Source organism: Sorangium sp. So ce1153, from assembly GCF_051521595.1.
Classification (GTDB): Bacteria; Myxococcota_A; Polyangia; order Polyangiales; family Polyangiaceae; genus Sorangium.
Window position 1 is genome coordinate 3182700 of record NZ_CP150361.1, and the last position, 23492, is coordinate 3206191.

The following is a 23492-nucleotide window of genomic DNA, read 5'->3' on the forward strand; positions in this document are numbered from 1 at the left end:
TTGCGGTGTGCGAACGGTCAATGACCCTGCCGCCAGGCTCCACTGTACCCGTTGAGCGCTGGACACCGCGTCTGACGGCCGCAATCACCTTTCTGTGAGGTCAGGAGGGCGCAAGCACGGTGAAGGGCGTGGAGCTGCGGCCCACCATCGAGCCCGTCAACGCGCCCCATCCAGGCGAGCCAGCAGCTGTTCGAGCTGCTCCAGGACGCGCGTGGACTGAATGGACACCGCGCGGGCGGAATCCCTGAGCCTGATCAGCGTCGCCTCGTCGAGCGTCCCGTTGGGCTGGAGCCTGGCCAGGGCCTCCAGCGCGGCGCCGTGGCGCGCTCGGGCGACGTGGGCTGCCGCCATCGCGCGGCGCAGGCGCGTGCGCGGGGGCTCGAGGCTCTCGATCCTGGACCACCTCCTCTCCGGCTGATCGCGCCGCGCCCCGTCGTCAGCCCGCGCCGACCGCTCGGCGGGCGCCGCGACCACGGAGGCGGCCTCGTGCGGCTCGAGCAGCGCGGGCACCTTGCCTCCCCGCAGCGCTCGCGCCTCGTTTTCCGCGCCGTGCTTCCGCTTCCGGCGCTGCTCATCGGACCGGGTGAAGATGCTGACCCTGATCTCCCGGCTCGCACCGGGCTCCCGGGCGTCCTCCACTCTGTCTTCGTCGACGATCTGCTTGGTCGCGTCGTTGACGAGAAACACCTGATCCGCGTCGTGGAACCGCTCTGCTCGCAAGGCCCTCAGCGCGGAGCACGCCGTCTCGAGCGAGCGGATGTGCTTCATGAGCGCGAGCCGCCTGCCCCGGAAGCGAACGTAGATGCTGTAGCTGGTCTGGGGCGCCATTGGCTTCGCCTCGTAGGCCCGATCGCGTCATGTTGGGTTCATCGGTCTTCTGGAGTTCAACTCTCAGGCTCATCTCGCCAGGGCGCCGGGTTGAACGAGCGATTGCCCGGCCCGTCACATCCCCTCCGGGCCTCGCCGCGAGCCTTCGCTGGAGCTCCCGGGGCGCGCCTCTGCTCCGCTCTCACGCCTCGGGCACCGTCGTCAGCAGCACCAGGCTCCCGGCGGTTCGCTCGGCGGTCCTGCACGCTGTGCGCACGAGCTGCCACTCTGCTTTCACGAGCTCCGCCATGAGCGACCTGTCCTGGCAGAGCGCCTTGCACAGGCACGCCTCGGCATCGTCGCCGAAGGAGAGCACGCGGATCGCGATGGTGAGACCGAAGTCCCTGGTCAGCTGGACGCGAAGGTCGACGTCCGGGGTGGAGACGTGGAGCGCATGCTCGGCGAGGGCGACCTCGATCCTGTCCGCGATCGGCGCTTCGACGTGGGCACGCCACTGGATCGAGCGGCATGTCTGCAGGAGCAGCTCCTGGATCAACTGTCTATCACGGCCCCACTGTGTGCTCATTCAGCCCCTCCACAGCTTCCATCCCCCGCTCAGGACCGTCCGGGGAAGGGCACGCTGCCGGCCAGAGCGCGCGACGGTCAACGTGGCGCGCCTGGACGATCGGGACCGCTCCCCAAGATCGCGCTCCTCCGGGTCGCTCTATCGGCTCCCCCTCTGGCTCCCCCGATCCACCCCCTCACTACCCCGAAGCCAACGTCCTCGTTGACAGGTAGTTCTATCTCAGCTGTTGCCCGACCGACGTTAGGGCGATGAGGAATCAGGTATCAGGGATTGCCTGTACGTTTTCACTGCCCGGTCGGAGGCACCTATTCGGGAAGCTCCCTACGGTCCGCCTCGCGGCGCCACACTGCTCCCTCACCTCACCAGCCCGGGCTCCGGTCGCCGCGGGGCCGGCGCGCGCGCCTCAGGTCGCCCTGGTCTTCGAGCGCCTGCGCTCGACGCCCGGCGCCGAGGCCGGGGCAGCGCCTGTGGCTTGCGGCGCGCTGTGCGGAGGCGCTTCCGTGACCGACGGGTCAGCGACGGCGCGCACCTCCGGGGCGAGCAGGCCGTGCGTGAAGAGCTGGAGCACCTGCGAGCACCAGGCCCCGATGTCTGGCCTGGACGGCGCGTCGATGAGCTTGCGCACCAGGCGATCGAAGGCGCCGGAGATGAGCGCGGCGATGACGCTGGGATCGAGATCGCGCCGGTAGAGGCCGATGTCGATCGCGTATCGGACGCGGCTCTCCACCTGGCGCGCGACGCGCTGGGCGAACTCGTCGATGAGGTAGGCGTAGGGCGCCCCGCCGCCGCCCGCCAGCATCATCTTGAGCAGCGCCCGGTTCTGCCAGCAGAACTCGAGCACCTCGACGTCGTGGGCGAGCACGCGCTTCAGGTACTCGTTGATCGGCGCTCGCTCGCTCTCGAAGACGATGGGCGGCGGCTCCACGCAGCCCGCGAGGCGCGCGATGAACGTCTCGACGATCTGCTTGAAGCAGTCGTCCTTGCTCTGGAAGTGCAGGTAGAAGGCGCCCTTCGAGACGCCCGCCCGCTCGGTGATGTCCTCGACCCTCGCGGCCGCGAGGCCACGCTCGGTGAACGCCGCCTCGGCGGCGCGGAGCAACTCGATCCTGGCGCGGCGATCGGCGAGGCGGGGCATTCTGACTGGTCGGTCAAAGTCGGGGGGACTCGGCCACTATGGGAAGGTCGCCAGAGGCCGTCAAGCCGGCTCGGCCGCACCAAGCCGCGACGCTCGCGACGCGACGCGTTCGGGCGCCTCCCGCCGGTGCTGGCACGAGCGGTGCTCCCCGGAGAACCATGGCGACCGTGGCGAGACGAAATGCAGCAGGGCGCGACGCCAGGGCCGGGGAATCGGCCGGGGAATCGACGGCGGCGGGCCTGGTCCCCAGCCGTCCTTCGCTGCCGGGCCTGCGCGAGGCCGCCGCGGGCTGCCGGGCGTGCCCGCTCTGGGAGCGGGGTACGCAGACGGTGTTCGGCGAAGGCGCGGCGCGATCGGACGTGCTCCTCATCGGCGAGCAGCCGGGCGACAGGGAGGACCTGGCCGGCAAGCCGTTCGTGGGCCCGGCGGGGCAGCTGCTCGATCGCGCGCTCGAGGCGGCGGGGATCGATCGAGGCCGGGCGTACGTGACCAACGTGGTCAAGCACTTCAAGTGGGAGCCGCGCGGCAAGCGGCGCATCCACAAGAAGCCCGACGCGCGCGAGATCCGCGCGTGTCTCCCCTGGCTCGCCGCGGAGATCGCGGTGGTGCAGCCGGAGATCGTGGTATGCCTCGGCGCGACGGCGGCGCAGGCGCTGCTCGGCAGCTCGTTCCGGGTCACGCGCGATCGCGGCCGGATCCTCGCGTCGCCGCTCGCGCCGCGCACGCTCGCGACGGTGCACCCCGCGTCGATCCTCCGCGTGCCGGACGAGGACTCCAGGCAAGCCGAGCTCTCCCGTTTCATCGAGGATCTCACCGCGGTGGCGCGCGCGCTCGGCTGAGTCCTCGCCGCGGCGGCGCGCGCCGCCTTCTCGCGGCGCGCGCTCGCGATGGAGTAGGATTCGCCCCGATGACCACAAGCCCACAACCGGTCCCGGGCGCAGCGCAGCCCGCGCCGACTCCGTCGGCCGAGCACGCCCACGGCTCGAAGAAGATGTGGCCGCTGATGCTCGCGGCGCTCGGGGTCGTCTACGGCGACATCGGGACGAGCCCCCTCTACGCGATGAAGGAGTGCTTCAGCCCCGCCAGCCCGCATCGCGTCGATCCGACGCCGGCCAACGTGCTGGGCGTGCTCTCGCTGATGTTCTGGTCGCTGATGCTGGTGGTGACCATCAAGTACGTGACGTTCATCACGCGGGCCGACAACGAGGGGGCGGGCGGCATCCTCGCGCTCCTCGCGCTCGTCCCGAACAGCGAGCGCAAGGGCGACGGCCGCGGCCTCCTCGTGCTCCTCGTCCTCTTCGGCGCCGCGCTCCTCTACGGCGACGGCGTGATCACGCCCGCGATCTCGGTGCTGTCGGCGGTGGAGGGCCTCGAGGTCGCGACGTCGACCCTGAAGCCCGCGGTCGTGCCGATCACGTGCGCCGTGCTGCTGGCCCTGTTCCTCGTGCAGAAGCGCGGCACGGCCGGGATCGGGACGGTCTTCGGGCCGGTGACGCTCGTGTGGTTCCTCGCGCTCACGCTGCTCGGCGCGAAGGAGATCCTCCACAGCCCGGGCGTGCTCCGGGCCGTCTCACCGGAGTACGCGGTGAGCTTCTTCGTCGCGAACAAGGTGCACGGCTTCCTGATCCTCGGCGCGGTCGTCCTCTGCATCACCGGCGGCGAGGCGCTGTACGCCGACATGGGCCATTTCGGCCGCGAGCCGATCAAGTACACCTGGTACACGATCGTCTGGCCGGGGCTGCTCATCAACTACTTCGGCCAGGGCGCGAAGCTCCTCGAGGACCCGACCGCCGCGGCGAGCCCGTTCTATGCGCTGGTCCCGTCGTGGGCGCTGTACCCGACGGTGGCGATCGCGACAGCGGCGACCGTCGTCGCGTCCCAGGCGCTCATCTCCGGGGCGTTCTCGCTGACCCAGCAGGCCGTGCAGCTCGGCTATTTCCCGCGCGTCACCGTGGTCCACACCTCGAAGGACGAGGCGGGGCAGATCTACATCCCCGAGGTGAACAGCGGGCTGCTGATCTCGTGCCTCGTGCTCGTGCTCACGTTCAAGAACTCGAGCGCGCTCGCGGCCGCCTACGGCATCGCCGTCACGGGGACGATGGGGATCACGACGGTGGTCTACTACGTGGTCACCCGGAAGACGTGGGGCTGGCCGGTCTGGAAGTCGCTCCCGCTGGCCGGGCTGTTCCTGGTGATCGATCTCGCGTTCTTCGCGGCGAACAGCGCCAAGTTCTTCCACGGGGGCTGGGTGCCCATCGTGATGGGCGCGGCGACGTTCACGGTGATGACGACCTGGAAGACGGGGCGCAAGCACCTCGCGGCGGCGATCAAGTCGGCGATCCTGCCGCTCGACATGTTCCTCGAGGACGTGAAGCGCACGAAGCCGCACCGGGTGCGCGGGACCGCGGTCTTCATGGCGTCGAGCCCGGAGGGGACGCCGCCGATCTTGCTGCACCACGTGAAGCACAACCAGGTGCTGCACGAGCAGGTCGTGCTGCTCTCGATCCAGGTGCTGAACGTGCCGGAGGTGCCCGCGGATCGGCGCACGACGGTGATCCCGCGGGGGGAGGGCATCTACCAGGTCACGGCGTGTTACGGCTTCATGCAGACGCCGAACGCCCCGTCGGTGCTCGAGGGGTGCAAGCGGCACGGGCTCAACATCGATCTCGGGAGGACGAGCTACTACCTCGGCAGGGAGACGCTGCTGACGACGGGGAGCTCGAAGATGTCCCGGTGGCGAAAGGCGCTGTTCGCTTTCATCTCGCGGAACGCGCGGCCCGCGACGGCGTACTTCGGGCTGCCGCCGAACCGGGTGGTCGAGCTCGGCATGCAGGTCAATTTCTAGGGCGCGACAGCGCGGCGATCAGGGCCCGGTGTACCGGGCCCGCGGCCGCAGCATGTACCCCGCCTCCCGCTGCTCGAACGCGTGGGCGATCCACCCCGCGGCGCGCCCCACCGCGAAGAGCGCCGCCGCCGAGCCGGCCGGCAAGCCGAGCGCGGCGGCGATCGCGACGAGGCCCATGTCGAGCGACGGCGGATCGTGGCCGGCGTCGCGCAGCGCGTCGACCAGCGCGAGCACCGTGCGCAGCGCCGCGCTCTGCGGCGCGAGCGCGCGCGCCGTGTCGAGCAGCGCCTGGGCGCGGGGGTCGCCGTCCTGGTAGAGGCGGTGCCCGAAGCCGGCGATGGGCTCTCCGCGGCGCAGCCGCTCGTGGACCGCGGCGGCGGCGCGCTCGGGCCGGCCCGCCTCGGCGACCAGGGCCTCGACCCTGTCGGCGGCGCCGCCGTGCCGCGGGCCGGAGAGCGCCGCGAGCCCCGCGCTGACGCAGGCGTAGAGGTCGGCCCCGGTGGAGGCGGCCACCCGGACCGCGAACGCCGAGGCGTTCAGCTCGTGATCGGCCGACACGAGGAGCGCCCGGTTCACGGCGCGCTCGGCCTTCTTCGTGGGGTTCGCGCCGAGGGCGATGAGCAGGCGCCGCGCCGTGCCTTCGGCCTCGAGGGCGTCGGTCGCCCCGCGCGCGTCCCGCCCGAGGCCGACGAGCGCCGCGAGCGATCGCACGAGCGCGCGCGCCCGGGCCCGCTCCGCGTCGCTCGTGGGGATGCGCCCGTCGCCCGAGGGCGCGCCCACGTGGCGGGTCGCGTCGTGCGCGCCGAGCGCTGGCACCGCGAGCGCGAGCGCGGTGAGCGGCGGCGCGCCCTCCGGCAGGAGCGCCGCGAGCTTCGCCGGGCGCACGCTCAGCCGGGCCGGCCGCGCGGCCGGCGCGCCCTCGGCGGGCAGCTCGCCGGTCCACAGGAGCTCGGCGACCGCCTCGAAGGGCACGTCCTCGAGCGCGAGCGCGACCGCCTCCTTGCCCCGGTAGATGGGGCCGCGCGGCCCGATCGCGGTGAGCGCCGACTCGAGCACCGGCTCGCCCCACCGGAGCGCCTCGGCGGCGACCGGGCCGTGGCCGGCGCGCGCGTCGTGCCGCGCCTTGAGCCGCTCGATGTCCGCCCTGAGGTAGAGCCGCGCGCGCCCTCGCCCGCCGGGCACGCCCCGGAGCACGCCGCGGCTCGCGTACGCGTAGAGCGTCTCCCGCTTCACGCCGAGCAGCGCTGCGGCCTCGGCGCCGGTCACGTACGCCGAGGCCCGCTGCTCCGAGCCAGGTAGATCAACCATGATAGCCCATCAACGTTCGATCCATCCCGTCCACCCCTGAGGCGCGGCGCCGAGAACCGCTGGACGACCTCTGTCCCTCCTAGCACCGCGACTCTCGGTCCAACTCGGGATTCTTCATGTGGCGGACGCGCGCGGTCTCCTCGCGGCGCGCGCTTCGCCTCCCGGGCCAGGGCGGGGCGGCCCATCGACAGCGCGCCGGCGGCGACCTCGACGCACCTCGAGAGCGTGCATGGTTGATTGTACAATCAAGGTTGATCAACTCCATGCGATGCCCAACATGTCCATGGCGGAGGTGATCGGGATGAAGGACGTGGCGGCGCCGCTCGCGAGCGGTCTGGAAGGCGTGGTGGTGGCGGAGACGCGGCTCTCGGAGGTGGACGGAGAGCGGGGGAAGCTCACCCTCGCCGGCCACGACGTCGAGGAGCTCGCCGGCGACGGCGGGGCGACCTTCGAGGACGTGTGCGGGCTGCTCTGGGGCGGCGCGTTGCCCGCCGCGGCGGAGCGGGAGGCGATCCGGGGGGCGATCGCCGAGGGGCGGGCGCGGGCGTTCGCGCTCCTCGGCCGGCTCGGGGACGCGCTCCAGGCTGGCGACGGCATGGATGCGCTCCGCGCCGCGGTCGCGCACCTCGGGAGCGACGCCCCACCGGCGTCGATCGCCGGGGCGGTCGCGACGTTCGCGGCGGCGTGGTCGCGGCGCCGCGCGGGCGAGGCTCCGGTCGCGCCGGATCCGGCGCTCCGGCTCTCGGCCGACTACCTGCGGATGGTGCGCGGGGCGGCGGCGAGCGAGGCCGAGGCGCGCGAGCTCGACACGTACCTCGCAACCGTCTCGGACCATGGCATGAACGCGTCCACCTTCGCCGCGCGCGTGGTCACCTCGACGGGGTCGGACGCGATCTCGGCCGTCGTCGCGGCGATCGGCGCGCTGAAGGGGCCGCTCCACGGCGGCGCGCCGGGGCCGGTCCTCGACATGCTGGACGCGATCGCGGCGGCCACGGGCGAGGGCGGCGCGCCGCCCGCCGGCGGCGCCGAGCGCTGGATCCAGGCGGAGCTCGGGGCGGGTCGGCGGATCATGGGCATGGGGCACCGGATTTACCGGGTGAGGGATCCGCGGGCGGCCGTGCTCGAGCGGGCGATCGAGCGGCTCGGGCGGACCTCTGGCGGGGCGCGGGGCGCCCGGCTCGCGCTGGCGCGCGCGGTCGAGCGGGCGGCGGAGGCGGCGCTCCGCGCGCGGCACCCGGACCGGCCGCTGCGCGCGAACGTCGAGTTCTACACGGCGGTGCTGCTCGACGCGCTCGGGCTGCCGCGTACGCTGTTCTCGCCGACCTTCGCGGTGGGCAGGGTCGCCGGCTGGTGCGCGCACATCGACGAGCAACGGCGCGCCGGGCGGCTCATCCGGCCGAGCTCCCGCTACATCGGGGGCGTCCCCGGAGCGGCGGGCGTCCGCTCCGCCGCGCTGACGCCGCAGAGCTCGTAGAGACCCCGACCCAGGGACCTCGCCGTCCTTACGCCGCAGAGCTCATAGACACCCCGACCCAGGGACCTCGCCGTCCTGGCGGGGGCCCTCGCCGTCCTGGCCGGGGCCCCGACGCCCAGCGCCGGAGGGGCGCCGGTTGCCCTGGGTCGACACGCCGCGGACCGGACTTATTTAAAGGTCCAGGACGGGCATTCCCCTCATCCCCGTCGTCCTGTCATCCCCGCCGACCACAGATCGCCGGTCAGGTCATTCCGCCGCGCAGGAAAGGCGAAAGGCGGACGCGCCGAGCGCAGCTAGGACGTTGTTCGTCCGGCAAAGTTGGCAGCTTCGCGGTGGTACTGTTACCATGTTCAGTATGTCGCCCGTCGCTCTTGCCGCTCCTCTCGCCCGGGACCTTCTTCGCCACACCCTCCCCGAGTTTGAAGCGCGCGCCAAGACGCTCCCGCTCAGCATACAGGAAATTAATGACGCGCTCCCGGAAGGGGGTCTGCCGCGTGGGGGAGTGGTCGAGCTCGCTGCGCCTCGGGGGCTGGGGCGTTCCACCTCGATCGCCCTCTCCGCGTGCGCCTCGGCGCAGGCGGAGGCCCGGCTGCGCGGGACGAGCGCGACGGCGGGCGCCTGGTGCGCGTGGATCGACCCGAGCGGCTCGCTCTTCGCGCCGGCGGTCGCGCGGGCGGGGGTCGACCTGAGCCGCCTGCTCGTGGCGCGACCCCCCGCGGAGATGCTCGCGAAGGTCGCGGTCCGGATGGCGATGAGCCGGGCGTTCGCGGTGCTCGTGATCGACGTGGCCGGGGTCCCGGGGGCGTTCGGCCAGGGCGCGGTGAAGGGGGAGCGGAGCGCGCCCGCGGCGGGGCGCCGCGAGGAGGACCTCGCGCGCTGGGTCAACGTGGTGCGCAAGCTCGCCCTGGCGACCGAGGGGAGCGACGGGACGATCCTGCTCCTCACCGACCGCCAGGCGGCACGGCCGATGCCTCTGCCAGTCGCGATGCGGCTGGAGCTCGAGCAGGTCGCCGAAGATCGGCTGATGGTCCGCGTCGCCAAGGATCGCCGCGGGCGCGTGACCTCGCCGACGCCGGTGGTGCTGGGGCAGCGATCGAAGGCGGAGCGGGCGGCGGTCAGCAGCGAGCCGCGGCCCGCGCTGTCGCGGGTGTGAAGGAGGAGGAGCGATGGCGGTGAGGCGCATTGTGGCGATCGTGCTCCCGCAGCTCGCGTGCGAGCTGGTGAAGCAGCGTGGACCGGTCTCGCCGAGCGGGAAGGCGCCGCTCGCCGTGATCATCGGCGGCGACGAGGAGCGCCGGGCGGCGCTCGCGGCGGGGGCCGAGCGCGAGCCGCAGGCGCCCGCGGCGGTGATCGACGTCGTCGATGACGAGGCGAGGCGGTACGGGGTGAGGCCGGGGCAGAAGGTCGTCGAGGCGGCGGCGCTGGTCGCGCACCTGGCGATCCACCGGGTGACGTTCGCCGAGATCGACGCGGCGCTCGGCCGGGTCGCCGAGGTGGCGCTCGGGCTCGGGGCGACGGCGGCGATCCAGCTCGGCGAGCAGGGCGGCTCGCGCGCCGGCGCGCCGCGCTCGGGGGCGTCGCGGGCGAGCCGCGCCGGAGAGCGCGCCGCGAGCGAGGCGCGGAGCCCCTGGGGCGACGGCCCGTACGACACGGTGTGGCTCGACATCACCGGGGCGTCGCACCTCGTCGGCGGCGAGGAGGCGCTGCTCGACGAGCTCGGCGAGCGCGTGGCGGCGCTCGGCCACCGGGCGCGGCTCGCGATCGCCGACGGGCCGCGGCTCGCGCAGGCGCTCGCGCGCTTCGGCGCGCTGGACGGAGGGCGAGGGGACGATGCCCTGATCGCGCCGCCCGGCAAGGGCGCGCAGGCGATCGGGCCGCTGCCGGTGCAGGCGCTGCCGGTCGAGCGCGAGGTGGCGAGCTTCCTCGTCCGGCTCGGCGTGCTCCGCGTCGAGGACCTCGCGCGCCTGCCGCGGGCGCAGGTGGCGGCGCGGCTGGGCCCGCGGACGACCGAGGTGATGGAGCTCCTCGCCGGCCGCGATCCCGTGCCGCTCCTGCCGTTCGAGGTGCCCCGGCTGATCGAGGAGGAGGTGCTCTTCGACGAGCCGGTCGAGAACGCCGAGTCGCTCCTGTTCGTGCTGCGCGGCATGACGTCGCGGATCGCGTCGCGGCTCTCCGCGCGCGGCGAGGCGTGCGGGCGGCTCAACGTGGCGATCGCCTACGATCGCTCCATCGCGCGGCTCCGGCTCGGCGATCGCGAGGACGACGCCGCGCTGCTCCTGGAGGACGAGGAGCGCGGCCCCTCGCTGCGCTTCCACGTCGACATGCCGGTGCCCCTCTCGGACGCGGGCGATCTGCTGCGCCCGATCAAGGCGAAGCTCGAGCGGATCGAGCTCGCGGCGCCCGCGGTCGGGGTCCACCTCATCGCCTCCCGGATCGCGCGCGCCCGCCAGGTGCAGCTCGACCTGTCGCGCGATCGCTCGGTCGATCCCGACAGCCTGCCGGCGCTCCTGGCCGAGCTCTCGGCCGAGATCGGCGCGGAGCGGGTGGGCGTGCTGGAGATCGCCGACGCGCACCGCCCCGAGGCGCGCTCGCGGCTCGCGCCGGTCGCCGACGAGGCAGCCACGGCGCGCTCGTCGGCCGCCGCCCGCGCGCGCGCGGCGGCGGAGCGGGCCGCGGCGGAGCAGGGGGCGGGCGCGGAGGGGGCGGAGCAGCCGGCGCCGGAGCCCGCGCGGCTCCTCGCGCAGCCGATCCCGCTCGGCCGCGTGGGGCGCGGGGCGATCGTGGCCGTCGATCGGCACCTCTATGCGATCGAGCGGCTCTCCTTCGTGATGCGGATCGACGCGGTGGAGTGGTGGACGCCCACGCCGGCCTCGCGCGACTACGCGCGCGCCTGGCTGGTCTCCGGCGCTCCCTCCGGCAGGGCCCCGCGGCTCGGCGAGCTGCGCCCCTCGCGCGACGGCGCGAGCTCGAGCTCCTGCGGTGAGGCGTGGATCTACGTCGACCGCGCGACGGGCGAGGCGTTCCTGCAGGGGTGGTGCGAGTGAGCGCCGGCGCCTCGGTGCCGTTCGTGGAGCTCTGCGGCCGCTCCTGCTTCTCGTTCCTCGAGGGCGCCTCCCACCCCGAGGAGCTCGTGCACCGCGCGAAGGAGCTCGGCCTCGAGGGGCTCGCGCTCTGCGATCGCGACGGGATCTACGGCAGCGTCCGCGCGCACACGGCGGCGAAGAAGATCGAGCAGCGGGTGATCGTCGGGGCCGAGCTGACGATCGGCACGCCGCGCGCGGCCGCCGATCGCGCCGCGCAGCGCGCCGATCGCGCGCCGGAGGCGCAGCCGTCGGTGGTCCTCCTGGTCGAGGACAGCGAGGGGTACGCGAACCTCTGCCGCCTGCTCACGATCGCGCACGCCGATTGCGAGAAGGGGACGGCGAGCATCTCGGCGGAGGCGATCGCGGCGGCGCCGCGGGGCCTCACCGCGATCGTGCCACTCGATCCGATCGTGCCCGCGGACGTCTCCGGCGCGCTCATCGGCGCGCTGCGCGACGCGTTCGGTGAGCGCGCGCTCGTCGCGACCTGGAAGCACCTCGACCGCCGGGACGGCGAGCGCGTCGCGGCGGCCCTCGCGGCGGAGCGGCGCTACGGCCCCTGCGTGGTGGCGACCGCGCGCCCCTTCTACCACCACCCGTCGCGCAAGCCGCTTGCCGACGTGCTCACGTGCATCCGGACCAAGACCACGCTCGATCAGGCCGGGACGCGGATCGCGCCGAACGCGGAGGCGTACGTGCGGTCCGGCGCGCAGATGGCGGCGCTGTTCCGCGATCACCCGGCCTGGATCGCGCGCACGGTGGAGGTCGCGTCCCGCTGCCGCTTCTCGCTCTCCGAGCTCCGCTACAGCTTCCCGAGCGACGCGCTGTGCAAGCCGGGGGAGACGTCGGACCAGGCGCTCCGCCGCCTCACCGACGAGGGCTGCCGCGACCGCTACCCCGAGGGGACGCCGCCGCAGGTGCGCGCGCAGATCGAGAAGGAGCTCGCGCTCATCGCGAAGCTCGGCGTGGCCCCGTACTTCCTCAGCGTGCAGCAGGTCGTGAAGATCGCCCGCGCGCGGCAGATCCTCTGCCAGGGCCGCGGGAGCGCGGCGAACAGCGCGGTGTGCTTCGTGCTCGGCGTGACGGCCGTGGATCCGGCCCGGTCCAACCTGCTCTTCGAGCGCTTCCTGTCGGAGGAGCGCAACGAGCCGCCGGACATCGACGTCGACTTCGAGCACGAGCGGCGGGAGGAGGTGATCCAGGCGATCTACGAGATGTACGGCCGCGATCGGGCGGCGATGGTCTCGGAGGTGATCGCCTACCGGGGCAAGAGCGCGCTGCGCGAGGTGGGCAAGGCGTTCGGCTTCTCGCCGGACCAGGTCGACAGGCTGAGCGGCCTCGTGCTCCACCACGAGGCGGACATCACCGAGCAGCGGGTGAGCGAGGCGGGCCTCGATCCGGACGACGTGCGCGTCCGGCAAGCGGTCCTGATGGCGAGCGCGCTGGAGGGCTTTCCGCGCCACCTCTCGATCCACGTCGGCGGCTTCGTGCTGTCGTCGGAGCCGCTGCACCGGGTCGCCCCGGTCGAGCCCGCGCGCATGGAGGGCCGCACGGTGATCCCCTGGGACAAGGACGACCTCGACGATCTCGGCTTCTTCAAGATCGACGTCCTGGCCCTCGGCATGCTGACGGCGATCCGCAAGGCGCTCGCGCTGATCCACACGGATCGCTACGCCGAGCTCGCGGGGCCCGCGGCCCACGCGCAGCGCGCGGCGCGGGACGCCGCGCCCGAGCCGGCCGCGGTCGACGCGGGGCGGGGCGCCGCGCCCGAGGAGGGAGCCTCGGGCGGCGCGGAGCGAGCCCACGCGCCCGCGGCGTCCTGGGGCCATGCAGGCCGGGGAGCCGCGTTCGATCCGATCGCGGCGCTCGCGCAGATCCCGCCGGAGGATCCGGCGGTCTACGAGGCGATCGGCAGGGCCGACACCGTCGGGGTGTTCCAGATCGAGAGCCGCGCGCAGATGGCGATGCTCCCGCGGCTCAAGCCGAGCAAGTTCTACGACCTGGTGATCGAGGTGGCCATCGTGCGGCCCGGGCCGATCCAGGGCGGGATGGTGCACCCCTACCTGCGCCGGCGGACGGGGCAGGAGCCGCCGGTGTCCCCGCACCCGTGCCTGGATCCCATCCTGGAGCGCACGCTCGGCGTGCCGCTCTTCCAGGAGCAGGTGATGCAGATCGCGATGGTCGGCGCGGGCTACACGCCGGGCGAGGCCGATCAGCTGCGCCGCGACATGGCGGCGTGGAAGAAGCACGGCCGCCTGGAGCGGCACCGCGGGCGGCTCGTCCAGGGCTTCGCCGAGCGGGGGATCTCGGCGAAGTTCGGGGAGATGCTCTACCAGCAGATCCAGGGCTTCGGGGAGTACGGCTTCCCGGAGTCGCACGCGGCGAGCTTCGCGCTGCTCGTGTACGCGTCGGCCTGGCTCAAGGTCCACCACCAGGCGGCGTTCACCTGCGCGCTGCTCAACGCGCAGCCGATGGGGTTCTACAGCCCGTCGGCGCTGGTGCAGGACGCGCAGCGGCACGGCGTGGAGGTGCGGCCGGTGTGCGTCGCGCGCAGCGCCTGGGACGCGACCCTGGAGCCTGGCGCCGAGCCGTCGGCGGGCCCGGCGCTGCGGCTCGGCATGCGCCTCGTGAAGGGGCTCGGCGAGGCGGCCGTGGCCTCGATCATGGCGGCGCGCGAGGACGCGCCGTTCAAGAGCCTCCCGGATCTCGTGCGGCGGGCGGAGCTGAAGAAGAACGAGGTGGAAGCGCTCGCCGAGGCGGGCGCGCTCGCCGCGCTGGTGCCCGCCCGGAGAGAGGCGCTCTGGCGGGCGCGCGCGCCGCGCGTGGAGGGGCTGTTCGAGGGCGTGCCCATCGAGAAGGACAGGGACGTGGGGCTCCCTCCGCTCAGGCCGCTGGAGCAGCTTGCGCTGGATTACGGCCGCGTGGGCCTGTCGCTGCACGACCACCCGATGCGGCACCTGCGGCCGGCGCTCAAGCGGCGTCGCGGGGCCGGGCGCGTGCGGACGGCCGAGGAGATCAAGGCGGCGCGCAACGGGGAGACCGTTCGGGTCGCCGGGATGGTGGTCGGGCGCCAGCGGCCGGCGACCGCGAGCGGCGTGACGTTCGTGACGCTCGAGGACGAGACCGGCGTGGTCAACGTCATCGTCCAGAAGCAGGTCTTCGCGGATCACTACCAGGTGGCGCGGCACGCCGCGCTCCTGCTCGTCGCCGGTCGGGTCGAGCGGCAGGGCGAGGTGATCCACGTGGTGGCGCGCGAGCTCGAGCGGCTGGAGCTGCCGAGCGGGGAAGAGGTCGCGCTCAAGTCGCGCGACTATCACTGAGCGCGCGGCGGCGGCGGCGGCGCAGGGCGGGGCGGCGACGCGGCGATCGAAGAGCCCCGCGCGCGCGTCAGCGCGAGGCGACCACCTCGTCGACCAGCGAGAGCAGCGTCGCGGCGTCGAACGGCTTCAGGAGCAGCCGGGCGTTGACCTGCTGCAGGAACGCCTTGCTGCGCTCCGTGAAGGCGCCGCCGGTCAGGAACACGACCCGGCGCTGCTGCTCGGGCGCGTGCTCGGCGAGCGACGCGTAGAAATCCATCCCCGTCATGTCGGGCATCATGAGGTCGCACAGGATGGCGTCGTAGCGCTCTCCAGCGCGGATCCGGGCGAGCGCGTCGCGGGCGCTCGCCGTCGCGGTCGTCTCGTGCCGCGGCTCGAGCGTCCCCGCGATGGCCCGCGTGAGCAGCGGCTCATCGTCGATGATGAGGACCCGCCGTCGCGGCGCGGCGTGCGGCTCGGACGCGGCGAGCCTGCTGCTCTCGTGCGGCGAGCGCGACGCGCCGGCGCCGGGCGCAGCCGGGGCGCGCGCCTCGCTGATCGCGGGGAGGACGACGCGAAACGTGCTCCCCTTGCCGGGGGAGCTCTCCACCTCGATCCGCCCCCCCAGCTCCGTGACGATGGCGTGGCAGATCGCGAGCCCCAGGCCCAGCCCTTCGCCCGCTTCCTTGCTCGTGTAGAACGGGTCGAAGATCCGCCCGAGCGCCTCGGGCGCGATGCCGGAGCCCGTGTCGCGCACCTCGACGACCACCCATCCGGCGGCGTCGCGTCGCGTCGAGAGCTCGATCACGTTCTGCTCGGCGAGCCCCTCGGGGATGGCCTGCGCGGCGTTCACGATGAGGTTCAAGAAGACCTGCGCGAGCCTTGGCTCGTTCGCCTCGACCGGCGGCACCTCCTGGAAGCTCCGGACGACGCGGGCGCGGTGCCGGATCTCGTTCATCGCCATGTGGACGCAGGAGTCGAGCACCCGCCGGACGTCGACCGACCCGCGGCGGTCTTCCTCGGCGCGCGAGAACGTGTGGAGATCGCGCACGATGAGCCGCACCCGCTCCGCGCCCTCGCGGGCGTCCTCGAGGAGGCTCAGCACCTCGGAGAGCTCGCTCGACGGCCCGCGGCCGTCGCCCTGAGCGCGACCCCACGCGCCGCCGCGCGCAGGGTAGCTCCGCCGCTCGATCGCGCCGATGCGCCGGATGGCCGCGTCGACGTTCGTGATGACGAAGGCGAGGGGGTTGTTGATCTCGTGGGCGACGCCTGCGGCCAGCGTACCGACGCTCGCCATGCGGCCGGCGAGGACGAGGCGGGCCTGCGTCTGCGCGAGCGCGTGGCGCGCGGCGGCCTCGCGCGCGGCGCGCTCGCGGGCGACGGCGAGCCGCGCCCGGGCGACCGCGTCCTCGCGCTCATCGCCCACGATCACGAAGTCGCTCGCGCCCGCGGCGAGGATGCCGTCGACGTCCGCGCCGCGCTCGGCGAGCGCGAGGAGGAGCACCGCCTCGCCGCCAGGCTGCGCGCGCACGCGGCCGCAGAACGCCGCGGCCCCGGCCGGGTCGCTCCAGTCGACGGCGAGCACCGGCGGCGGCTCGCGCAGGCATCGCTCGAGCGCGCGCTCGGGATCGGAGGTGACCCCGGCGTCCGGCACGTGGCGTCGGATCAGCGCTTCGAATCGCTCGCTCGCCGCGGCGCGCCCGCGGAGGAGCAGGATAGCGGCCGATTCCGCGCAGCCCATCGACGTCCTCTCAGCGTGTGTTCGCAGCCCCTTTACCGCATCTCCACCCCGGCGTGCAGGCAGGTGATCCATCCCCTCCGCCCGCCCACGCGCCTCGCCGCGCCGCCGGCCCTCGTTCGAGCCGCTCGCGCGACGGCGGTTCGCCCGTCGCGCGGCGCTAGCGAGGGCTCGCCGCCGCGTCGTCGTCCGGGTCGCCGTCGTCGGCGACCCGCGACGCGCCGTCCGTGAGCGGCGGGTACAGGCTCTCGACGAACGCCGCGGAGAGCCGCGCCTCGAGGCGCGCGTCCATCCGCGCCATCGCCTCGCGGAGCCGGTCGATCTCCGCCGACAGCGCTGCCTTGAGCGGCCTTCGCTGCGTCGCCTCCATCCCGGCGAGCTCGGTCACGGCCTCGTCGAGGCGAGCGCGCGCCCCCTCGTCCGCGTGGCCTGCGTCAGCTTCCCGCACCAGGTGCTCCGCGACGCGCACGCGCCCGCGGTAGCGGACCCGCGTCCGCTCGAGGAAGTCCCGGTACGGCTTCACGGCCTCGCTGAGCGCCTGCACCGCCGCCGCGAGCACGCGCGCCTCGCCCCGGAGCGCCTCGCGATCGGCGCCGTCGAGCGCCGGGTTGTGCTCGACGTGCGCCTCGAGCGTGGCCAGCACCTCGCGGCCCCAGCGGAGGTGGCGCAGCCCCGAGGCGCCGCGCGACAGGCGCCGCCCGGCCGCCCCCTCCGCCGCCGAGCCGGCGCTCACGCCACCGCCGCCGCCGGCGCGACCTCGCGCTCCGGACGCTTCGCGGTCTCGTTGATCCGCACGCTGACCAGCTTGGACACGCCGGGCTCCTGCATCGTCACGCCGTAGAGCACGTCGACCGACTGCATCGTGCGCTTGATGTGCGTGATCAGGATGAACTGCGAGTGGCTCGTCATGCTCCGGATCGCCTCGTTGTAGCGGGCCACGTTCGCCTCATCGAGCGGCGCGTCGACCTCGTCGAGGATGCAGAAGGGCGACGGCTTGAACTGGAAGATCGCGAAGATCAGCGACACCGCGGTGAGCGCCTTCTCGCCGCCGCTCATGAGCTCGATGTTCCCGAGCTTCTTGCCCGGCGGCTGCGCCAGGATCTCGATCCCCGTCTCGAGCATGTCGTCGGGGTTCGTCAGCCTGAGCTCCGCCTGCCCGCCGCGGAACATCTTCGGGAACAGCGCCTTGAAGCGCGTGTTGATGCCGTCGTACGTCGTCTTGAAGAGCCGCTTCGACTCGCGGTTCATCTGGGCGATCGCCTTCTCGAGGTCGTCGAGCGCCTTCTCGAGGTCGGCCTTCTGGCCCGAGTAGTACGTGTACCGCTCCTCGGCCTCGGCGTGCTCGCGCACGGCGTCCAGGTTGACGGGGCCCATCCGGTCGAGCAGCTCCGTCAGCTCCTGGATGCGCGCGCGGTGCGAGGCGTCGACCGGCGGCCGCTTGTGGTAGTCGCCGACCACGCGGGCGAGCTCCAGCCCGCGGAAGCGCTCGCGCACCCCCTCGATGAGGTGGTTGTGCTCCACGCGCAGCCGCTCCAGCGCGAGCTCGTGCTTGCTGAGCTGCGCCGACACGTCGGCGAGCTCCTGCCGCAGCCCGCGCAGGTCGGCCTCGCGCCCCGCGTGCGCCTGGCGCGCCTCGTCCAGCGCGCGCCGCGCCTCGGTCAGCGCCGCCTGCGCGGCGTGCGCCTCGGCGACGGCGCGGACCAGCGCCTCGCGCGCGATCACGATCGTCGCCGCGGCCTTCCCCGCGCCGATCGCGCTCTCCGTCCGCTCCTGGTCGAGCCGCGTGATCCGGCCGCTGAGCTCGTTGCACGACCGCGCGAGCCGCTCGACCGTGCCCCGCGCCGCCGCCGCGCGCTCGCGCACGCGCGCGAGCTTCACCTTGCGCTCGGTCACGACCGACTGCTGCCCGAGCACCCGCTCGCGCCACTCGGCCGCGACCTGCTCGGCGTGCTCGAGGCCGGCCGCCGCCGCCTCGCGCGCCGCGCGGCCGGCCGCGAGCTTGTCCCGCGCCGCCTGCTGCTCGCTCCCGCCGGCGTCGAGGTTGTCGGCGAGGTCCTCGAGCTCGGAGCGCACCACGCCCTCGCGCTTCTGCGCCGCGGCGAGCTGCTCCTCCGCGCGGCGCAGGTCCTTCTCGGCCGTCACGAGCGCGAGCTCCCCCTCGTGCGCCTCGCTGCGCGCCCGCTCCAGCGCCGTCCCCACCTCGGTGATCCGCAGGCGGAGCTTCTGCTGCGCGTCGAGCAGCGCCGTCACCTCCTCCGACTTGGTCGCGACGAACTCGTGCAGCGCGCGCATCTCCCGCTTCTGCTCGATCATGCCGGCCGCGACCGCGTCGCCCGAGCCGCCGCTCACCACGCCGTCCTCGCGGACGACCGTGCCGTCGAGCGCCACGAGCGTGCACCCCGCGCCCTCCGCCGCGAGCCGCGCCGCGACGTCGGCGGACGCCACCACCACCGCGTCGCCCACGAGCGCCCGCGCCAGCGCCTCGTCCGCGGGCGCGAAGACGAGCCGGTCCACGAGCGGCCCGAGCACGCCCTCGCCGCGCGGCGGCCGCCGCGACGCGCCGGCCACGAACGCCGGCCGCGCCGCGATCACGCTGGCCCGCCCGCGGTTGTTCTTCGACAGATCCGCGAGCAGCGCGACCCCGCGCTCGACGTCGCTCACGACCGCGCACTGCAGCCGGTCCCCGAGCAGCCCCGCGAAGGCCGCGGTCAGCTCGGCCGGCGCCTCGATCCGGTCGGCCACGAGCCCGAGCAGCGCCGGGTCCTTGGTCTTGAGGAGGTTCTTCACGCCGGCGCCGACGCCCTCCAGCCGGGCGTGCAGCTCCTCCAGCGCGCGGAGCCGGTTGCGCCGCTGACCGAGCTCGTTCTTCGCGTGCTCCACGGCGCGGTCGCTCGCGACCGCCTGCTCGCGCAGCGACTTCATCTCGACGTCGAGCCGCGACCGCTCCTCCGCGGAGAGCCGCTTGCCCTCCGCGAGCTCCGCCACGTTCCGCGTCAGCGACGAGCGCCGCCGCTCGAGCTCCTCCGACTCGTACATGAGCCGCCCGAGCTCGTCCTCGTGCTTCGCCCGCCGCTGGCTCATCTCCGTCATCCGCCGGTCGAACCCGGCGAGCGACGCCTCGGCGGCCGCGACCGCCGCGGTGGCCTCGGCGGCCCGCCGGCGCAGCGCGGCGACCTCGTGCTCGGCGGTGCGCTCGCCGTGCCGCAGCTCCTCGAGCCGCTCGTGCTGCTCGAGCGCAAGCTCGCTCTCCCGCGCCTCCTCTTCTTCGACGCCGGCGAGCTGCGCCTCGAGCTGCGCCTTCTCGGTCGTGAGCTCCTCGACCGTCTTCTCGAGCTCGCCCTGCTCCTTGGCCGCGGTGACGAGCCGCTCCTCCAGGTGGCGCAGCCGGTCGCGCGCCCGCGCGATCTCCGCCTCGTGGGTGCGCACCTGGTTGTCGGCCGCGAACGCCTCGTTCTGCGCCTTCTCGGCCCGCTCCTCGCAGGCGAGGGCCTCGAGGCGGGTGACCTCGATCTCGGCCTCGCGCGCGGCGAGCGCCGTCCGCGCCACCTGCGCGCGCTCGGCGTGCTCGGCCCTGCCGAGCGACTCGCGCTGGGTGAGCACCGTGATCTCGAGGAGCTTGTGCGACGCCTCGTGGAGCACGAGGTCCTCGAGCTCCTTGCGGTAGTTGACGTACCGCTCGGCCTTCGCCGCCTGGCGCTTCAGGGACGCGAGGTTGCGCTGGATCTCGGAGACGATGTCCCCCACGCGGAGCAGGTTCTGCCGCGTCTGGTCCATCTTCTGCTCGGCCTGCTTCTTCCTGGCCTTGTACTTCGTGATGCCGGCGGCCTCCTCGATGAGCATCCGCCGGTCCTCCGGCCGCGCCGAGACGATGAGCCCGATCTTGCCCTGCTCGACGATGGAGTAGGCCTTCGTGCCCACGCCGGTGCCGAGGAAGAGGTCGGTCACGTCCTTGAGCCGGACCTGGGTCTTGTTGATGAGGTACTCGCTTGTCCCGTCGCGGAAGAGCCGGCGCGTCACCGCGATCTCGGCGTAGTCGCGGTACTCGAGCGGGAGCTGCGACGCCGCCGTGGGCTCGCTGTTGTCGAAGGTGAGCGTCACCTCGGCCATCCCGTGCTGGGCGCGCGTGTCGGAGCCGTTGAAGATGACGTCCGACATCGACTTACCGCGCAGGTGCTTCGCGCTCTGCTCGCCGATGGCCCACCGGATCGCGTCGACGATGTTCGACTTGCCGCAGCCGTTCGGACCGACGATGCCCACCACGTCCGTGTCGAAGTGGACCACCGTCCGGTCGACGAACGATTTGAACCCGCTGATCTCGAGCTTTCGAATGCGCATGACGTCCCCGGGACCGGCCAGGCGGGCTTAACGTATCGTCACAGCACGCCACGTACCGTCACATCTGGCTTCCCGGGTCTACGTGCGCCGGCGCCGCGCGGCAAGACCGGAAACCGGTCTCGTCACGCGTACATCGAGGACCAGGTCTTGCGCATCCGGCGGCGACGCGCGCCGCCGGAGCGGCGTCCAAAACGAAACGGCCGCTTCTGGCAGCCGCCTTGACAGGTGGCTAACGGGGCCATATCCCTCGCGTTGTTTCGAGGAGTAGAAACGCCATGCCTACTTACGAGTACGCCTGCACATCCTGCGCGCATGAATGGGAGGCCGAGCAGTCCATCAAGGAGGCTCCGCTGACGGAGTGCCCGTCGTGTCAGAACGCGACGGCCCGGCGGCAGATCTCGCGCGGCACGGGCTTCATCCTCAAGGGGGGTGGCTGGTACTCCGATCTCTACTCCTCGGGCTCGAACAAGCCGCCCGCGAAATCGGAGGGCGGGTCGGGCAGCTCCTCCGGGTCGACCGGGTCGACGGGGACGAGCTCCGACTCCGGATCGAGCAGCTCCACCTCGACGAGCGGCAGCACCAAGAGCGACTCCGGCGCGTCGTCCGCCTCCGCGGCGGCCTGACGCCGCCGCGCCGATCGGCGACGGGGGTGTAGCCATCCCTGCGCGGCGGGGCGCCGTGCAGGGCGCGGCCTGCCCCGGCGCCTGGTGTGCTGCGAGTCCACCTGCGCCGGGGGCGGTGCTAGGGTGGCCGGGATGGATGAGAGAAAGCGACTTGAGGAGCTCCGCCGGCAGCTCACGGAGCTGGATCAAGAAATCCTACGAGGCATCGAGCGCCGGGCTCGCATCGCGCACGAGCTGGCCAAGCTGAGGACGGGCACGGCCCGGTTCGCCCCCACGGCCGATGCCGCCCACATACAGACGCTCGAGCGCGCCGTCACGCCGCCGTTCCCGCAGCGCGCCGTCCGGCCGATCTTCGTCGCCATCGACGCTGCCTCGCGCGCCTTCGAGGTCGCGCCCCGGGTCGCGTACCTGGGCGCCGAGGGCGACTACGGATGGACCGCGGCGCACGATCACTTCGGGGTCGGCGGCGAGTTCGTCCGCGCGGACAGCCCCGTCGCCGCCATCGAGGAGGTCGCGCGCTCGCGCGCGGACTTCGCCGTCGTCCCGTACGAGTCGTTCAAGGAAGGGCCGATCTTCCCGACGATCCAGGCCATCGGCGGCGCCGATCTCAAGGTGGTCGGCGAGCGGCAGCTCGCGCAGGCGCTCGACCTCGTGAACCGGACCGGCAACCTCGCCGACGTCGAGCGCGTCTACTGCTCGCCGCAGGACCACGTGGCGTGCGTGAACTACCTCGAGCTCCAGCACCCGCGCGCGCTGGTGCTCGACGTGCGGTGCCCGCAGGTCGCGTGGGACCTCGCGGCCGAGAACGAGGGCAGCGCGGCCATCGTCCCCCGCGGCTTCAACGGCGGGCAGGAGCTCCGGGTCGCGCGCGAGAACGTCGGCGACGAGGGCGAGGTCCGGATCCGCTACGCGGTCCTCTCGCGCCTCCCCGCGTCGCGCTCGGGCCACGACGCAACGGCGCTCCTCTTCAGCGTCCACGATCGGCCCGGCGCGCTCCACGACATCCTCCAGCACTTCAAGGAGCGCAGCTGCAACCTCCGGCGCGTCCACTCCCGCCCCGTCCCCGGCGAGGGCTGGGACTATGTCTTCTACGTCGAGGTCAGCGGCCACACGACCGATCGCGCGCTCGTCGCGGCGCTCGAGGGCGTGAAGCGCGAGACCAAGATGCTGAAGATCATCGGCTCCTTCCCCCTGGAGCGCCCCGACCCGCCGCACGAGCGCGCCTGATGGCGAACCCGATGACGTGGATGCTGCTGCGCTCTCGATGCGCCGCCGCCCTGCGCTGCGCCGCGGGCGCGCTCGCGATCGCGGCGCTCGCCGCCCCGGCGCTCGCCGGCTGCGGCGGCGCGGACGACAGCCTCGTGCTGGTCGGCGGAGAGAAGATCGACGCGACGGCGATCGATCGCGATCCGCTGGCCGTCCTGCCGAGCGGCGCGGTGATGGTCGGCTACCTCGACGCGGCGGCGCTGTTCGCCTCCGGCCTCGGGGGCGAGGTGAACCAGATCATCGCGAGCCTGCTCCCGCTCGGCCCGGAGTCGAACTTCGTGCCGGCGCGCGACATCGCGAAGGTCTACGGCGGCCTGTACGCGATGCAGGGCGCGGACTTCTGCGCCGTCATGCAGGGCAACTTCGACGTCGACGCCATCCGCCGCGCCGCCGACGCCCGGACGGTCACGGTCATCGGCGCGCCGCTCGTGAAGACGCGCTACGCAGAGAACGACCTCTTCACGGCCGGCAACGTCGGCTTCGTCGTGCTCACGCCGCACACGATCCTCACCGGCAACGAGACCGGCATGCGGCGGGCCCTCGACCGGCTCCGCTTCAGCAAGCTGCAGCGCTCCGTGCCGTCGTGGATGGTCGAGCTCTTGAGCACGAAGAACGCGTCGTTCGCCATGGCCGGCGACGTCACGAGCCAGCCCGCGGTCGCGTCCGCGGCAGGGCAGCTCCCGTTCGTCGCGGGCCTCCAGTACGTGCGCGTGATCGGCAACTTCCAGCCGCCCGGGGTCAACTTCGCCGGCGCCCTCACGTACACGGACCCGCAGAGCGCGGCGAACGGCGCCGTCGCGCTCCGCAACCTCGAGCAGGTCGCCAGGATCGCGAGCCTGCTGTCGTCGTGGGGCTTCGGCTACGGCTCTGTCCCTCCGATGCAGGTCGCGCAGCGCGAGAGCGACGTCGCGTTCACGCTGCCGCTCGGCGAGGGGATCGTGCGCATGCTCCTCCGCAGCGCCGCCGAGACGGCGAGGAGCGTGGCGCTCGTGCGCTGAC

At 73.4% G+C, this 23492-nt stretch carries 15 protein-coding genes and 1 pseudogene; 9 read left to right on the plus strand and 7 right to left on the minus strand.

Translation table 11 applies throughout. The features are described 5' to 3' along the window. Positions 1–156 precede the first annotated feature (156 nt). The 3 genes from WME85_RS11325 to WME85_RS11335 form a co-directional block, all read right to left on the minus strand. Positions 157–828, minus strand: coding sequence for a hypothetical protein (locus tag WME85_RS11325; protein WP_437837593.1), 672 nt, complete (start codon positions 826–828; stop codon positions 157–159). Positions 829–1009: 181 nt separating this feature from the next. Next, the gene (locus WME85_RS11330) at positions 1010–1393 is read right to left on the minus strand and encodes a hypothetical protein (protein ID WP_437837594.1); all 384 of its coding nucleotides are present in this window, start codon (positions 1391–1393) and stop codon (positions 1010–1012) included. Between the two features lie 403 nt (positions 1394–1796). Then, positions 1797–2528 (minus strand): TetR/AcrR family transcriptional regulator, encoded by a 732-nt coding sequence (locus WME85_RS11335; RefSeq protein WP_437309139.1) that lies wholly within the window; start codon positions 2526–2528, stop codon positions 1797–1799. A 149-nt stretch (positions 2529–2677) separates the two neighbouring features. Between WME85_RS11335 and WME85_RS11340 the strand changes: the two are divergent. Together WME85_RS11340 and WME85_RS11345 are read left to right on the plus strand one after the other, a co-directional pair. After that, positions 2678–3367 (plus strand): annotated as a pseudogene (locus WME85_RS11340) (UdgX family uracil-DNA binding protein); the annotation flags it as partial. Positions 3368–3435: 68 nt separating this feature from the next. Beyond that, on the plus strand, positions 3436–5373 hold the full coding sequence (locus tag WME85_RS11345; protein ID WP_437837595.1) for a potassium transporter Kup: 1938 nt from the start codon (positions 3436–3438) through the stop codon (positions 5371–5373). Positions 5374–5391: 18 nt separating this feature from the next. Here the strand turns inward: WME85_RS11345 and WME85_RS11350 are convergent, their stop codons facing one another. Continuing rightward, complete coding sequence (locus WME85_RS11350) at positions 5392–6681, minus strand: citrate synthase family protein (RefSeq protein ID WP_437837596.1); 1290 nt, start codon at positions 6679–6681, stop codon at positions 5392–5394. A 277-nt stretch (positions 6682–6958) separates the two neighbouring features. On the opposite strand from WME85_RS11350, the gene WME85_RS11355 reads away from it, so the two are divergent. The 4 genes from WME85_RS11355 (at position 6959) to dnaE (ending at position 14555) form a co-directional block, all read left to right on the plus strand. Then, positions 6959–8155, plus strand: a complete 1197-nt coding sequence (locus WME85_RS11355; RefSeq protein ID WP_437842270.1) for a citrate synthase — start codon at positions 6959–6961, stop codon at positions 8153–8155. Positions 8156–8510: 355 nt separating this feature from the next. Continuing rightward, positions 8511–9308, plus strand: coding sequence for a recombinase A (locus tag WME85_RS11360; RefSeq protein WP_437309141.1), 798 nt, complete (start codon positions 8511–8513; stop codon positions 9306–9308). 13 nt (positions 9309–9321) lie between these two features. Continuing rightward, the gene (locus WME85_RS11365; RefSeq protein WP_437837597.1) at positions 9322–11199 is read left to right on the plus strand and encodes a DNA polymerase Y family protein; all 1878 of its coding nucleotides are present in this window, start codon (positions 9322–9324) and stop codon (positions 11197–11199) included. Further along, positions 11196–14555 carry a DNA polymerase III subunit alpha gene (gene dnaE / locus WME85_RS11370; RefSeq protein ID WP_437842272.1) on the plus strand — a complete coding sequence of 1120 codons (3360 nt, stop codon included), beginning with the start codon at positions 11196–11198 and terminating at the stop codon, positions 14553–14555. The genes WME85_RS11365 and dnaE overlap by 4 nt, the downstream gene beginning before the upstream one ends. Positions 14556–14622: 67 nt before the next feature. Here the strand turns inward: dnaE and WME85_RS11375 are convergent, their stop codons facing one another. From WME85_RS11375 to smc, 3 genes are all read right to left on the minus strand, one after another. Then, positions 14623–16272, minus strand: a complete 1650-nt coding sequence (locus tag WME85_RS11375; RefSeq protein ID WP_437837598.1) for an ATP-binding protein — start codon at positions 16270–16272, stop codon at positions 14623–14625. Positions 16273–16429: 157 nt separating this feature from the next. After that, positions 16430–17002: a hypothetical protein gene (locus tag WME85_RS11380; protein ID WP_437837599.1), complete on the minus strand. Its 573-nt coding sequence runs from the start codon at positions 17000–17002 to the stop codon at positions 16430–16432. Next, a complete protein-coding gene (smc, locus tag WME85_RS11385) occupies positions 16999–20604 on the minus strand; it encodes a chromosome segregation protein SMC (RefSeq protein WP_437837600.1) in 3606 nt (1201 codons plus the stop codon). Before smc ends, WME85_RS11380 begins: the two co-directional genes overlap by 4 nt. A 275-nt stretch (positions 20605–20879) precedes the next feature. On the opposite strand from smc, the gene WME85_RS11390 reads away from it, so the two are divergent. The 3 genes from WME85_RS11390 (at position 20880) to WME85_RS11400 (ending at position 23491) form a co-directional block, all read left to right on the plus strand. Next, positions 20880–21227: an FmdB family zinc ribbon protein gene (locus WME85_RS11390; protein ID WP_437837601.1), complete on the plus strand. Its 348-nt coding sequence runs from the start codon at positions 20880–20882 to the stop codon at positions 21225–21227. Positions 21228–21359: 132 nt separating this feature from the next. Continuing rightward, positions 21360–22454 carry a bifunctional chorismate mutase/prephenate dehydratase gene (locus tag WME85_RS11395; protein WP_437309148.1) on the plus strand — a complete coding sequence of 365 codons (1095 nt, stop codon included), beginning with the start codon at positions 21360–21362 and terminating at the stop codon, positions 22452–22454. Further along, on the plus strand, positions 22454–23491 hold the full coding sequence (locus WME85_RS11400) for a hypothetical protein (protein WP_437837602.1): 1038 nt from the start codon (positions 22454–22456) through the stop codon (positions 23489–23491). Before WME85_RS11395 ends, WME85_RS11400 begins: the two co-directional genes overlap by 1 nt. Position 23492: the final 1 nt, after the last annotated feature.

Excerpts from the sequence above, each read along its gene's own strand:
- WME85_RS11325 (WP_437837593.1), bottom strand. The coding sequence starts at position 828 with ATGGCGCCCCAGACCAGCTACAGCATCTACGTTCGCTTCCGGGGCAGG.
- WME85_RS11330 (WP_437837594.1), bottom strand. The coding sequence starts at position 1,393 with ATGAGCACACAGTGGGGCCGTGATAGACAGTTGATCCAGGAGCTGCTC.
- WME85_RS11335 (WP_437309139.1), bottom strand. The coding sequence starts at position 2,528 with ATGCCCCGCCTCGCCGATCGCCGCGCCAGGATCGAGTTGCTCCGCGCC.
- WME85_RS11345 (WP_437837595.1), top strand. The coding sequence starts at position 3,436 with ATGACCACAAGCCCACAACCGGTCCCGGGCGCAGCGCAGCCCGCGCCG.
- WME85_RS11350 (WP_437837596.1), bottom strand. The coding sequence starts at position 6,681 with ATGGTTGATCTACCTGGCTCGGAGCAGCGGGCCTCGGCGTACGTGACC.
- WME85_RS11355 (WP_437842270.1), top strand. The coding sequence starts at position 6,959 with ATGTCCATGGCGGAGGTGATCGGGATGAAGGACGTGGCGGCGCCGCTC.
- WME85_RS11360 (WP_437309141.1), top strand. The coding sequence starts at position 8,511 with ATGTCGCCCGTCGCTCTTGCCGCTCCTCTCGCCCGGGACCTTCTTCGC.
- WME85_RS11365 (WP_437837597.1), top strand. The coding sequence starts at position 9,322 with ATGGCGGTGAGGCGCATTGTGGCGATCGTGCTCCCGCAGCTCGCGTGC.
- WME85_RS11375 (WP_437837598.1), bottom strand. The coding sequence starts at position 16,272 with ATGGGCTGCGCGGAATCGGCCGCTATCCTGCTCCTCCGCGGGCGCGCC.
- smc (WP_437837600.1), bottom strand. The coding sequence starts at position 20,604 with ATGCGCATTCGAAAGCTCGAGATCAGCGGGTTCAAATCGTTCGTCGAC.
- WME85_RS11390 (WP_437837601.1), top strand. The coding sequence starts at position 20,880 with ATGCCTACTTACGAGTACGCCTGCACATCCTGCGCGCATGAATGGGAG.
- WME85_RS11395 (WP_437309148.1), top strand. The coding sequence starts at position 21,360 with ATGGATGAGAGAAAGCGACTTGAGGAGCTCCGCCGGCAGCTCACGGAG.
- WME85_RS11400 (WP_437837602.1), top strand. The coding sequence starts at position 22,454 with ATGGCGAACCCGATGACGTGGATGCTGCTGCGCTCTCGATGCGCCGCC.